Source organism: Gallalistipes aquisgranensis, from assembly GCF_014982715.1.
GTDB lineage: Bacteria > Bacteroidota > Bacteroidia > Bacteroidales > Rikenellaceae > Gallalistipes > Gallalistipes aquisgranensis.
This window is the reverse complement of sequence record NZ_JADCJY010000002.1, coordinates 38594-52644: the sequence shown is the minus strand read 5'-3', so window position 1 is coordinate 52644 and position 14051 is coordinate 38594. Positions and strand designations below refer to the sequence as shown.

Here is a 14051-nt window from a genome sequence, read left to right as displayed (position 1 = left end):
TAAAAAAACGGCTGCCTTATGATGCGGCCTCTTATCATTATGACATTTGAAGAATTGAATATTGCGGAACCCGTGTTGCGGGCTCTTGCCGAAAAAGGTTACGTTACTCCCACTCCCATCCAGGAAAAAGCCATTCCCGTGGCACTCGAAGGCCGCGATCTGTTCGGGTGCGCCCAGACGGGAACGGGCAAGACGGCGGCTTTCGCCCTGCCCATCATCCAGCATATCTGCCGGGAACGGATTCCCTCGCCCCGCAAGATACAGTCGCTGATCCTGACCCCGACCCGCGAACTGGCCATCCAGATCGGGGAGTGTTTCACCGATTATGCCCGTCACACCCCGCTGCGCCACTGCGTGATTTTCGGCGGGGTGAACCAGCGTCCGCAGACCGAAGCGCTGGCTAAAGGTGTGGACGTGCTGATCGCCACGCCGGGACGGCTGCTCGATCTGGCGGCACAGGGCTTCGTTTCGCTCGATGCGGTGCGCTATTTCGTGCTGGACGAGGCCGACCGGATGCTGGACATGGGGTTTATCCACGACATCAAACGGATACTGCCGATGCTGCCCAAAAGGAAACAGACCCTTTTCTTTTCGGCCACCCTGCCGCCGGCCATCGCCTCGCTCTCGCGCTCCATTCTCTACAAGCCCGTGAAGGTGGAGGTGGCGCCTCCCGCCTCGACGGTGGACGTGATCCGGCAGTCGGTCTGCTTCGTGGAGAAAAAGGAGAAGAAGGAGCAGCTCATCCATCTGTTGCAGGAGGACAGGAGCGACTCCGTGCTGGTCTTTTCCCGCACGAAGTACGGGGCCGACAAGATCGCCCGGTTCCTGACCAAGGCGGGAATCCGCAGCGAGGCGATCCACGGCAACAAGACGCAGGTGGCCCGCCAGCGTGCGCTGGGCAATTTCAAGGCCCACAAGACCCGGGTGCTGGTGGCGACCGACATCGCTGCGCGGGGCATCGACATCGACCGGCTGGAGCGGGTGGTGAACTACGATCTGCCGGAAGTGCCGGAGACTTACGTGCACCGTATCGGCCGCACGGGCCGGGCCGGAAACGACGGGGTGGCGGTTTCGTTCTGTTCGGAAGAGGAGCGCCCCCTGCTGCGTGAGATTCAGAAGCTGATCGGGAAGACGATTCCCGAGATGCAGGCATAGCGGTTGGCCGCGGCTCTTCCCCCGCCGCAGGACCGGAATCATGAAAAACGACCTTTTGGGGTCGTTTTTTTATGACAGGGGCGGAAAACATCCTTTCCGGGCCGCCTTCCGGAAAGGGCGGATGTGGCGTGAGGCCGGAACGGACTGTGAGAACAAACGTTTGTCGGGACGGCCGCACGCTCCGCATGTGTGGATGAAAGAAAGAAAATTTCGTCCGAAAAAATTTTTTCAGCTAAATTTTGCTTTTTTAGAATAATATATTTTAATTTGTAAAACGATTTAGCGGATGAGAAGGGGTGAACGAGGAATGAGGCGGCAGGACGGTGCCGTCTCGCCGTATCCGGACAGGCAGATCGGGAGGGCGTGGAAGCCTATTTTTTTCGCGGTTTTTGCGCAAACGTTTGTTCTTGTGCCGGTTCAGGAGGCCGTGAATTTATTAACCTAAATATGAATGCGATGAAGAACCTTGGACGAAACATGCCCTTTGCGGGCAGGTTCTCTTTCGGTGCGGCGGTGTGGCTGGTCTGCCTGCTGGGAATGTTCGCGGCGGCGGACCGGGTGCTGGCGGACGGCGCTCCGAAAGGGAAGGAGAAACTTTTCAGGTTGACCGGCACGGTGGTCAACGAGGAGAAACAGCCGCTGGTCGGCGCCGCCGTGATCGTGAAGGGAACCCAGCGCGGCTCGATCGCCGAAAAGGGAGGCAAGTTCACCCTCATGGTGAAGGCATCCGATGTGATTTCGGTCAGTATGCTGGGGTACAAGGCCGCCGAAGTGACGGTCGGTTCGCGCACGTCGCTGACGATCGTGCTGGAGGAGTCCACCCGGAAGATCGACGACGTGGTGGTGATCGGTTACGGTGAACAGAACCGGAAGGACGTGACGGGAACCATCGGGACGGTCGACGTGGGCGACCTGACCAAAGCGCCCGTGCCCTCGTTCGACCAGGCCTTGCAGGGCCGCATCGCGGGAGTCATGATCACCAGCAACGACGGGCAGCCGGGCAGCGACATGAACATCGTGGTGCGCGGCGCCAACTCCGTGTCACAGGACAACTCGCCGCTCTACGTGATTGACGGTTTCCCGACGGAGGATTTCTCCGCGGCCTCGATCAATCCGCAGGACATCGCCTCGATCTCCATTCTGAAGGACGCCTCTTCGACGGCCATCTACGGTTCGCGGGGTGCCAACGGCGTGGTCATCATCGAGACCAAGAGCGGGAAGACGGGGCCGGTGAAGGTCTCCTACACGGGAACCTACGGCGTGCAGCAGGTGGCCAAGACGATGGACGTGATGAATCCCTACGACTACGTGAGCTACATGTTGGAGCTCAATCCCAATCTCTCCGAGACCTTCCTGACGAACGTGAACATGACGCTGGAGGACTACCGCAACGAGGCGATGATCGACTGGCAGGACAAGCTGTTCCGCATCGCCCCGATGCACACCCATTCGGTCTCCGTGAGCGGGGGTACGCAGCAGACGCGCTATTGGGCTTCGGGAAACATCGTGGACCAGAAGGGCATCATCGACCACTCCGGGTACACCCGCTACCAGGGGCAGGTGCGGATCGACCAGGCGCTTTCGAAAAAACTGCGGCTCGACCTGAACGCCGCCTACATGACCGACGTGACCAAGGGGGCGGTGGCCTCCGAGGAGTCCAATTCCGGGCCGCAGTCCACGCAGTACCAGTCCTACATGATGTACCGGGTGTGGAGTTACCGTCCGTTCCTGCTGGGCGACACCACCTACGACCAGATGTACGAGGACGAGTCCTCGCTCTCGAACCTGAACCCCATCATGTCCAATGCCAACGAGGTGCGGAACGTGACGCGCCGCAACCTCAGGGTGAATGCCCGGCTGACCTACAAGATACTGCCCGAGCTGACGCTCAATATCCGGGGCGGTATCTATGAGAACAGCCGGGAGACGGAGCGTTTCTACAACTCGAAGACCTATTCGGGTTATCCCTCGGCCAACAACTCCCGCGGGGTGAACGGCAGTTACGGCATGTACCGCAACAAACAGCTGCTCAACGAGAACACGCTGACCTACCAGACCCGTTTCCGCCGGGACCATTTCATCTCGGCGCTGGCCGGTTTCACGATGCAGACCTACAACCTGAAGGACAATTCGCATGAGGTGTGGAACATCCCCTTCGAGGAGTTCGGCCTGGCGGGGCTGGACACGGGAACGCCGCACTCCACCAATGCCGTGATCGAGGAGAACCGGCTGATGTCGGCGCTGGCCCGTGTCAATTACAGCTACAAGTCGCGCTATATCCTGACCGCTTCGTTCCGGGCGGACGGTTCGTCGAAATTCGCCAAGGGCAAACGGTGGGGGTATTTCCCCTCGGGAGCCGTGGCCTGGCGAATGAAGGACGAGAAGTTCCTGCGCAATGTGAAGTTCGTGGACGAGGCGAAGCTCCGTTTCAGCTGGGGTGTTACGGGTAACAACCGTGTGGGAAACTACGCCTCCTACGGCGGGATCAAGGTGAACGAATACTATTCCCAGAACAACGAAACCCCGCAAAACGCGGCCGTGATCTCGAGCCTCGCAAATCCGAACCTGACGTGGGAGAGCACGGAGCAGTTCGACCTGGGCTACGACCTGACCATGTTCAAGGAACGGCTGGCCCTGACCGTCGACCTTTATCGCAAGACGTCGGACCACCTGCTGCTCAATTCCGACCTGCCGTACAGCATGGGGCTCACGAAGGCCTACCGCAACATCGGAAAGGTCCGTAACGACGGTCTGGAGATTTCGCTCAACACGGTGAACGTGAAGACCCGGAACTTTACCTGGAGCAGCAGTTTCAATATCAGTTTCAACCGGAGCAAGGTGCTGCAGCTGACGGACGGACAGCAGATGCTCTTCTCGAAGATCGTCTTCACGGGCGACTTCAACAACACCAACCTTTACGTGACGAAGGTGGGAGGGCCGATCACCGCTTTCTACGGACTGGTGTACGACGGGGTCTACCAGATGTCGGATTTCGACGTGCAGCGCGACGGCAGCTACCTGCTCAAGCCCTCGCTCCCGACCAACGGCAGCGCCCGGGCCAACATCCGTCCCGGCGACGCGAAGTTCGTGGACCAGAACGGCGACGGCACCATCACCGCGGCCGACAATGCCGTGATAGGGCGCGCCCTGCCTCTCCATACGGGCGGGTTCAACAATACGTTCGTGTACAAGAACCTTTCGCTTAATGTCTTCTTCCAGTGGAACTACGGCAACAAGGTGATGAACGCCAACCGGATCGTCCTGGAGGGCAATTACCAGAACGTCGCCATCAACCAGTACGCCAGCTATGCCGGCCGCTGGTCGATGGAGAATCAGGGTAGCAACATCCCGCGGGCCAAGGGACACGGCCCCACCGGGTACTACACCTCCCGGACGCTGGAGGACGGCTCGTTCCTGCGGCTGAAGACGCTGCAACTGGCCTACTCGCTGCCGAAAAAATTCGTGAAGAAGCTGGGTATGCGGTCGATCAACGTCAATTTCGCCTGCCAGAACCTCTTCACGTGGACGAACTATTCCGGCGTGGACCCCGAGGTTTCCACGCGCAACACGACGCTGACCCCCGGGTTCGACTACTCGGCCTATGCCCGCAACAGGATTTACACGTTCGGATTACAACTGGACTTTTAGTCCTCCTAAAACGTCACGACGATGAAAAAGAACAACCGCTTCATAAAACGTTTTTTGCCGGTTCTGACGCTCTGCGGCCTGCTGTCCGCCTGCGAATTCCTCGAAACGGAACCGCACGACACCTTTACCCCGCAGGGGTTCTACAAAACCGAGGAACAGGTGAACACGGCCCTGTACGGGGTGTACCGGGCGCTGGCCAACAACATGCTCTACGGAGCCAACATGCAGGGCATCATGGGGCTGAGCGCCGACCTGGGGTACGAATCCTACAACCGCGACCAGTTTACCGTGGGGTACAACTACGTGGTGTCGACCGACAGCCGTATCCTCTCCTACTGGCAGTATCTCTACATCTGCATCAGCCGGGCCAATCTGCTGCTGGAGAATCTCGACCGGGCCCCGATGGACGAGACCGTGCGCGACAATGTCCGGGGCGAGGCCCTCTTTCTGCGGGCCTATGCCTACTTCATGCTGGTGAACAAATTCCGCAACGTGCCGCTGATCCTGCACTCGGCGCCCAGTGCCGAACCCGAATACACGCAGGTGCCGCAGGCCGATCCGGAGAAGGTGTACGAGCAGATCGTCTCCGACATGGAGACGGCGGCCGGGCTGGTCGTGCCGGCCGAGGGACTCTACGGCGGGGGAAAGATCAACCGGTCCGCCGTGTGGGGGACGCTGGCGCGGGTCTGCCTGACGATGGCGGGCGAACCGCTGAAGCGCACCGATATGTATGCCAAGGCGGAGATGTACGCGAAGAAGGTGATCGACTGCGGAACACACAGGCTCAATCCCGACTATCAGCAGGTCTTCATCAATTACAGCCAGGACAAGTACGATATTGCGGAAAGTATCTGGGAGATCGAATACTGGGGTGACAATACGGTCTATTACTGTGCCGCCATGGTGGGCCGCAATACGGGCATTCCTTCGCCGGCGGGCTCCTCGATCGGCTTCTGCCAGGGGTTCCTGCGGGCGACGGCCTATCTGTACGAACTCTACGACGGAGACGACGTGCGCCGGGACTGGTGTATCGGCAGTTTCACCTACGACAGGAATACGCTTGAGAAGATTCCCACGGCCGCCGCGCAGAAATGGCTGCGCTACTGTGCCAAATTCCGGCGCGAGTACGAGAAAGGATCTCCGAAGCAGAACAATGCCACGCCGATCAACTTTCCGGTGCTCCGCTACTCCGATGTGCTGCTGATGTATGCCGAAGCGCATTTCAACAACGACCAGGCGCTGGCCGAGGAGGATGACGAGGCGCTCGAGTGTTTCAACCAGGTGCGGCGCCGGGGACACGGGCTCGATCCGGAGACGGCCAGCGAAGAGGTCGACTACGTATATTCGGGCAAGGAGAACTTCATGCAGGAGCTGCGCGACGAGCGGGCCCGCGAACTGGCTTTCGAGCTGCTTCGCAAGGACGACCTGGTGCGGTGGGGCATCTATTACGACCAGATGCAGTACGTGAAGGGTACCGTGCCGCGCAACTATACGGAGGCCATGCTCTATTTCAATCAGGTCGAGCCAAAGGGCGTGATGTGGCCGATTCCCTCCTACGAGATGGGTGTGAACAGAAAACTGGTACAAAATACGGGTTGGTAAAATGCGTAAAATCATGAAAACAATCGGATATTGCATTATGTTCGCGTCGCTGTGGGCTGCGGCCTCCCTGTTCCAGGGGTGCGACAAGTCGGACGATATTTCGGCACCGGGCCTTTCGGTGCGGGTGGCGCCGGGGACCTGGCATGCGGGCGACGCCGTACGGTTCGAACTCTCGGGCGGGGCGGATTTCATCCGTTTCTACTCGGGCGAGAAGGGGAACGACTATGCCTTCGCCGACCGCGACCGGGTGTACGAGACACAGGCCGTGAAGATGTTCTTCACGACCCAGCTGCAGAACGGCAGTCAGTTCAACAATCTGAAGGTGAAGTGTTCCACCGATTTTTCGGGCGATTATACGCCGGCGGGGATCGACGCGGCGACCTGGACGGACATTTCCGACCGGTTCGACTTGGCGCATTCGCTCTCCACGACCCGGACGCCTTCGGGGGAGGTGGATATTTATGATCTTTTCCCGAAAGACGGGGGCGAACTCTACCTCGCTTACGAGTACGTTATCAAGGCGCCGGTCAGGGATCACGGGCAGCGGACCAATGCGCTCATCTACGATTTCGAGCTGACGACCGTCACTACGGAGAAGGAGAGCGTGCTTTCGAACCATGTAGGGGCCGGGTGGACGTTCGTGCGGTACGCAGGATTCGAGACGGAAAAGGATAATGTGCTGACCCAGAATACGGAACGGCTGGTATTCAGTTGTGCCGGAAACCCGACCGTGGACAAGAACGCCTGGGCGATCAGCAAAGGGTTCGGCGTGGAGGCCGTGACCAATCTGGGCCCCGACTGGGGTGTCCCGGTCAAGGCGTTTTCGGATACGGACGTCGTCTCCTACGAGCATGTGTTCGAGGAGCCGGGAACGTACGAAGCGGTGTTCGTGGCTTCGAACGTCTTCGGGCGCGAACGGAAAGAGAGCGTCGTCAAGGTGACCGTAAACATTGAGGAATAAGAGGTATGGAAAGAAGGGCGATGATACGTTGTGCGCTTCTGCTGGGGGTATGGCTGTCGGCCGGAACGGTGTGTCCGGAGGCGGCCGCCGCGCCTCCGCTGCAGAATGCCTCTCCCCTGAAGGCGGGCGGGGAGAAAGGGTATGCCCCGCTCAAACCCGGGTATGCGATCAGTTTCACTCCGGTCGGCTGGCGGTTCTCCTCTGCGGAGGCGCAACTGCCGGACGTTTTCCTGCGGGCTCCCAACGGGCTGGCGGCCACGCAGGGTATGTATGTGGCCCGGTTCCGCTATATGGGTCCGGAAGGGAGACCCGTGTATGCGCAGCCGGAGAAGATAGACCTTTCGGTGAGCGGGATTTCCCGGCTTCCCGTGGGGGCGTTCTTCGTCCGTGAGGGGAAGACCTTGGCGCTGTGGGCGGCTGGCGGGGGAGAGTTCCTGCTCACGGAGTACGACCCGCAGTCCAATGCCCTGATCGAAACGGGACGGATGAAGATCGGCGGCCTCGGCCGTTTTTCCCACATGTCGGTGCGGATGACGGGGACTTCGACCGCCGAAGTGACCGTGACGGCCGACGACGGGAGCACCTATTTCCCGAAGGATGCGGGAGGTAATGTCGATGCTCATTCGTACTACAACGGGGCCGGTCTGTTCCGGGGAACGCTGCCCCGGGGCGGACTGAGGCAGGTGACGGTCGATCTGGATGCGAAAAAGACGGTGGGGCGTTCGCGGTGGCTCGCGGGCGGAGACCGGTTCATGCTCCAGCCGCTCTCCTCGGCCCGGATCGGGAACGGCTATGTGGTGACCAATTCGCTGGGAGCCCTGCGGATGATCGGCGACGACGGAGAGGGAAAATACGTGTGGCGCGACCGGAACCGGGTGCTGACCCATCCGGCGCAGGGCGGCGTGGCGGTCGCTTTCCCCGTGAACGGGGGCAAGGAGTATGCGATGATGATCGGAGGGGAGAGTGCGCTCTACTATTACCCGGCTGCCGGGATGAAGTCCGGCGAGGACCCTGTGTTCGGGGCTCCCGTGCCGGTGGTGTGCGAGGGGGGCGACCTGTTCGCCGGATCGCTGGCTGTGCCGAACGTGGTGGACTGGAACGGCGACGGGGTGCTCGACCTGGTGGTCGGCAATTCGGAGGGCCGTCTGCTCTTTTTCCGTAACCGGGGAACGAACGGAGCACCCGATTTCGATTACCCCGAGGAGATATGTTCGGCCGGAGAACCGATCTGTTTCCGGCCCGGATACAAGATCGTGCAGGGGCCGATGGAGGCTGCGTGGGGCTATATGTGTCCCACGGTCTTCGACTGGAACGGCGACGGACTGCCCGATGTGGTCTTTTCCGGTTCCGATGCCCGGTTCCGCGTGATGCTGAACCGGGGGACGGCCGCAGAACCCGATCTGGGTGCTCCCCAGCCGCTGTCGGTGGACAATCTCGAGCTGTGGGGCTCGTGGCGGGTGCGTCCCGCCGTGGCCCGGATCGGAGGAAGGAACTGTCTGGTCAACATGGACGAGGGGAATGCCCTGCATCTTTACTGGCAGGTGGACGACCTGACGCTGGAGGACGGCGGACGGCTGGAGTTGACGGACGGGTGCTACATTACGGGACACCAGACGACCGAAAAACGGCTCGGGAACAATTTCGGCCGGGGTAAACTGGCCTTCGCGGACTGGGACGGCGACGGCAATCTCGACCTGCTGGTCGGCTGTACCCGGGGCGGTTCATATCCCAATCCGGAAAAGGGACTGCCAGCCCACCGGCGGAACGAGTTCGGCAAGGTGGACGGGATGCAGGTGCTCCTGTTCCGCAATGCGGGGACGAACGAAAGGATGAAGTTCGAGTATCCGCGTCAGGTGCAGGTAGACGGGAAAGATCTCTATCTGGGTATCCATTCGAATGCCCCCGCGCCCTGCGGTCTCGGGGACACGTCGAAGGGGATCAATCTGCTGGTCGGGGTAGAGAGCGGCAAACTGATGTTTTTCGAGCACAGTCACGTGACTTTTACGGAATAGAGAAAACCGGTATAGAAGACGGAGCCTTCCCGAAACTCGGGAAGGCTTCGTCTTTATTATGTATGCTCGGTTACCGGAGGGAGCAGTCGATCCGGATTTCCCCTTCCGAGGGACGGAGGGACCAGAGTGCGGGGACGGTTTCCTGGGCCGGGAGTTCGGGTGTTTCGAAGCGGCCGGAACGGGCTTCGAGCCGGTACGGATGACCGTCGGAAAGCAGGTGGAGCTGCCGGGGGGAGACGGAGAGGGCGGGTACCGCCTCCTTTTTCGGGGTCCGGAAGACCAATGCCCAGTCGTCGCTGCCGTCGCAGGAGCGTATGCTCCATCCCGACTCTTCCAGCCGGATGTCGAAGTTACCCGATTCGGTTTCCGCTACGGCGCACATGGTGTTCTTTTCGGGCGAGGGAACCCGCAGGTTCCGTACTGTCACGGGTTTTGGCCGGCCGTCCGCTCCGGTGCGGCAGAGATAGAGCCCCGCCCGGCTGTCCGGCGTGCTCCACTCGAAGCCGTCCACCACGGGCAGCGTGTAGTAGGCCGACCGGGTGTCGGTGCCCGGTGTGTCGAGGTAGGCCGAGCGGACGGTCTCGTCGAACAGGTGGATGTCCCGGAAACGCAGCGTTCCGTTTTCGAGCAGCAGGTTGGCCCGGTAGAAACGACTGTCGAACCAGACGGTCCGGCGGCCCTCCCCCTTGTGGTCTTCCAGAACGGAGAGGGCCGTGGGAGGCGTGACGGGATACCGGCTGCGGAACCAGCGGGCCGTGTGGCTGAGCGGTTCGATGCGGACTTTGCCTGCGCGGTTGAGGGAATCCAGCACTGCGAACTGTTCCCGGAGTCCCTTTTCCATGGCGGGCCACGTGAAGGAGTTCTCCTGCCCGGTCTGGGCGTAGGTGAACCCGAGGGCCGGATCGTCGGTCAGCGAACGGTAGAAGTAGCGAATCCAGCCGGGGTGGCCGCCGCTCTCGGGATAGACAGCTTCGAGGGATTCGACCGTCTGAACGTCGGTACCCAGTCCGTTGTCGTACTGGTAGATGGGGTCGCTGCCCAGCATGCGGAAGACGGGGACCGGAATCTGCATCGCCTCGTTCTGGGCCGGCATGTAGGAGTTCTCCCGGCTGGGATAGTAGGCTCCCGCCCAGTAGCCGCCCCAGAGCGTGTAGCCGTCGGTGCCGATCTGGTCCTTCATGTTGCAGGCGGCTTCGACACCGTACTTTTCGTGCATGTAGGCCAGCGTGCGGGCATCGAAGAACCAGCAGCCCACCACCCGGGGATAGGCGCCGAAAATGTTTTTGAAATCTTCCATGTAGACATCGACCAGCTTTTCCCGTTCGGCCGGCGTGTAGCCGGTGGAGAAGCCTACGTTCGCATGCCAGTCCCACGGGAAACGGCCCCGCCAGGTGAGTCCGGCTCGTTCGACGTGGGGTTGGGTGATCTCCCACCAGGCTCCGGCTTCGTGCCCCCGGCCGGCCGCCTCTTTCAGCAGTTCGGCGTAACGGGGCTCCATGAGGGCGTCGTATTGCAGCAGGAAGGTGCCCCGGAACCCGTAGCGGTCCATCAGTTCCACCTGGCGTGCGGTGGTTTCGTAGAGCACATCTTCGGTGATCTCCGGGAAGCGGGGCTCGCAGAGCCGGATGAAGTTGACGATGTTGACGATGCGCGGGGTGCCGCTGTCGGTTTTTGCCGTGCATCCCGACAGGAGGGAGGCGAGCAGGCACAGCAGGACGAGGTTGCGTGGTTTCATGGATGGTTTGTTTTCGGGTTGTACAAATAGTTTTTTCGGGTGTCGCGGACAGGTGCCGCGTGGTAAAGTTATGGAAATATTGCGGTTCGTCCGATAATTCCTCCGCTTTTTTGTGTTTCGTGAAGGGAAGAGCCGGTAGGGGCGGCTTGTGCGGGGAAGCGGAAGAAAAAACGAGGTATCCGGCCGAGGGGAGTTGGCAATCCGGTGCGTGTTGATTATTTTTGGACAACCCTAATCAGAAAAAATTAACTCGAAGATGAAAAAGACCGTTCTGTTCTGCCTTTGTGTAGCCCTTTCCCTTTTCGTACTGCCCGATGTGATCAGGGCCGGCGAGCGCGTCACCCGGATGCGTACCGAATACCTGGAGGTGCCGTTGGGAATCGACAATCCCCGGCCCCGGTTTACATGGAATATCGAGTCGGACAGGGAGTTCGTGCAGGTGCGCTGCCGGGTTTCTGTAGCGACCGATTCGGCCTTTCTGACGGCCGGAAAGCCCGATTTCTGGACGGCGGAACCCGCGGACGGGGGCCGGATGTGCGTCCGTTACGACGGAAAGAGGCCGCTCGCTCCGCATACCCGTTACTGGTGGCGGGTAGAGGTGTGGGACCGCCGGGGACGGAAGGCGGTTTCCGTTCCCGGATGGTTCGAAACGGCCAAGATGAAGCCGGCGGACTGGAGCGGAGTGTGGATCGGCGACTGGTTCGACAAGGAGTACCGGAAAGCTCCGATGCTGCGCCGGGGTTTTTCGGTCGGCAAGCCGGTCCGTTCGGCCCGGGCCTATGTCTGCGGGGTGGGTTATTACGAGATGTTCATCAACGGCCGCCGGGTGGGGGACCGCCTGCTCGATCCGGGTTACACGCATTTCGACAAACGGGTGCTCTATTCCACCTACGATGTGACGGAGCTGCTGAAAGAGGGGGAGAATGCCGTGGCCGCGGTGTTGGGCAACGGCTGGCTGAACATTCAGTCGCTGGCGGTGTGGAACTTCCACAAGGCCCGCTGGCGGATGCGTCCCCGCCTGTTGTGCGATCTGCGCATCGAGTATGCGGACGGCAGCGTGGAGACGATCGCGTCGGACACTTCGTGGCGGTACAATACGGGGCCTTACGTGTACAACAACCTGTACAGCGGCGACATGTACGACGCCCGGCTGGAGAAGACGGGATGGACGGAGCCCGGTTACGACGATTCCGGGTGGGACCGGGTGCGGCAGGTCGAAGCGCCGGCCCCGCTGGTGACAGCCCAGCAAATGCCTCCGATCCGGATTACGAAAGAGATCGTGCCGGCGGACATGAAGTCTTTTCCGGACAACGTTTACGTCTTCGACATGGGAAAGAACATCAGCGGGCTCTGCCGGCTGAAGATACGGGGACAGGCTGGAACGTGCGTGAAAATCCGGCACGGGGAGCTGCTCCATCCCGACGGCCGGCTCAACCAGGGGAATATCGACGTCTATTTCCAGCGGGAGGGAAACGACCGGTCGTGGCACCGGGACCCCAACGAGGTGTTCCAGACGGATACCTACTACCTGAAGGGCGGCGGAACGGAGGTCTGGATGCCGTCGTTCTGTTACCACGGGTTCCGCTACGTCGAGGTGGAGAGCGACCGGCCCGTGGAGATCGGCCGGGAGAGCGTGACCGGGTTGTTCATCCATACCGACGTGGAGCCCGTAGGGTCGTTCTGCTGTTCGGACACGATACTCAATAGGATTCATGAGGCGACCTGTCATACCTATCTGAGCAATCTGCACAGTATTCCTACCGATTGTCCCCAGCGGGAGAAAAACGGCTGGACGGCAGACGCCTACATTTCGCTCGACCTGGGGCTGCTCAATTACGACGGGATCGCGGTGTACGAGAAGTGGATGAACGATTTCGTCGACAACCAGCGCGAGGCGGGCGACATTTCGGGAATCGTGCCCAGTGCGGGATGGGGATACGAAGGCTGGATCGGTCCGGTGTGGGACGCAGCCATGTTCGTCATTCCCTACAAACTGAATATGTACTACGGCGATACGCGGGCCATAGAGGCTCTCTATCCCACCCTGCGGCGTTATCTGGAGTATCTGAAGACGCGGGAAAAGGACGGAATACTGACCTACGGACTCGGAGACTGGGTCTATTACAAGGCGAAGACCGACGCGTCGTTCACCTCCACCGTTTTCTACTGGCTGGACAATGCCCTGATGGCCCGTTTTTCGGAACAACTGGGGCACGATCCCGCTCCTTATCGCCGGAAGGCGGAAGAGTTGCGCCGGACGATCGTGGAGCGGTGGTACGACCCCGCCACCGGTCTTTGGGCCAACGGAACGCAGGCGGCGCAGGCCGTGGCGCTCGGTATGGGTATGGTGCCGGCCGGGGAGGAGCAGCGCACGGCCGACCGGCTGGCGGAGATGATCCGCCGCAACGGGTATCACCTCGATTTCGGAATGTTGGGCAGCAAACTGGTCCCCTCCGTGCTGGCCCGTTACGGCTATGCGGAAGATGCCTACCGGATGATCGTCAATCCGGAAGCGCCCTCGTGGGCCAACTGGATCTATATGGGGCTGACCACGCTGCCCGAGACCTGGGTGATGGACAAAGGTTTCAAGGATGCGTCGTTGAACCATTCGTTTCTGGGCGACGTGACGGCTTGGATGACCCAGGTTGTTGCCGGTATCAATTACGATCGTTCCGAACCGGGATTCCGGCATGTGATTTTCACTCCCCGATTCATTAAGGCGCTCACGTGGGCCGAGGGGGAGTACCGTTCGGTGTCCGGCACGATCCGGAGCCGGTGGGAGCGGAAGAACGGACGCATTCGGCTGACGCTCACCGTGCCGGCCAATGTCCGGGGTACGCTGCGGCTGGACCGGGATATCCGGTTGCGGCAGGGGGAGAACGTGATTACCGTCGAGGACCGGTGAACCGGCCACTCGCCTCCGGACGGGATACGCCGG

General features: G+C 60.7%; 7 protein-coding genes. 6 read left to right on the top strand and 1 reads right to left on the bottom strand.

Annotated elements, in window-relative coordinates:
- Window positions 1–39: 39 nt before the first annotated feature.
- The 5 genes from INF32_RS09565 (at window position 40) to INF32_RS09545 (ending at window position 9378) form a co-directional block, all read left to right on the top strand.
- Window positions 40–1155 carry a DEAD/DEAH box helicase gene (locus INF32_RS09565; RefSeq protein ID WP_226388645.1) on the top strand — a complete coding sequence of 372 codons (1116 nt, stop codon included), beginning with the start codon at window positions 40–42 and terminating at the stop codon, window positions 1153–1155.
- A gap of 456 nt (window positions 1156–1611) precedes the next feature.
- Window positions 1612–4803: a SusC/RagA family TonB-linked outer membrane protein gene (locus tag INF32_RS09560; RefSeq protein WP_226388178.1), complete on the top strand. Its 3192-nt coding sequence runs from the start codon at window positions 1612–1614 to the stop codon at window positions 4801–4803.
- Window positions 4804–4824: 21 nt separating this feature from the next.
- Window positions 4825–6405, top strand: coding sequence for a RagB/SusD family nutrient uptake outer membrane protein (locus INF32_RS09555; RefSeq protein ID WP_226388177.1), 1581 nt, complete (start codon window positions 4825–4827; stop codon window positions 6403–6405).
- Between the two features lie 13 nt (window positions 6406–6418).
- Entirely contained in the window at window positions 6419–7366 is a 948-nt protein-coding gene (locus tag INF32_RS09550; protein WP_226388176.1) for a DUF5017 domain-containing protein, read from the top strand.
- A 20-nt stretch (window positions 7367–7386) separates the two neighbouring features.
- Entirely contained in the window at window positions 7387–9378 is a 1992-nt protein-coding gene (locus INF32_RS09545; RefSeq protein WP_226388175.1) for an FG-GAP repeat domain-containing protein, read from the top strand.
- Window positions 9379–9448: 70 nt separating this feature from the next.
- Here INF32_RS09545 and INF32_RS09540 read toward each other — a convergent pair whose 3' ends face one another.
- On the bottom strand, window positions 9449–11113 hold the full coding sequence (locus tag INF32_RS09540; RefSeq protein ID WP_226388174.1) for a hypothetical protein: 1665 nt from the start codon (window positions 11111–11113) through the stop codon (window positions 9449–9451).
- Window positions 11114–11369: 256 nt separating this feature from the next.
- Between INF32_RS09540 and INF32_RS09535 the strand changes: the two genes are divergently transcribed.
- Window positions 11370–14018 carry a family 78 glycoside hydrolase catalytic domain gene (locus INF32_RS09535; protein WP_226388173.1) on the top strand — a complete coding sequence of 883 codons (2649 nt, stop codon included), beginning with the start codon at window positions 11370–11372 and terminating at the stop codon, window positions 14016–14018.
- Window positions 14019–14051: the final 33 nt, after the last annotated feature.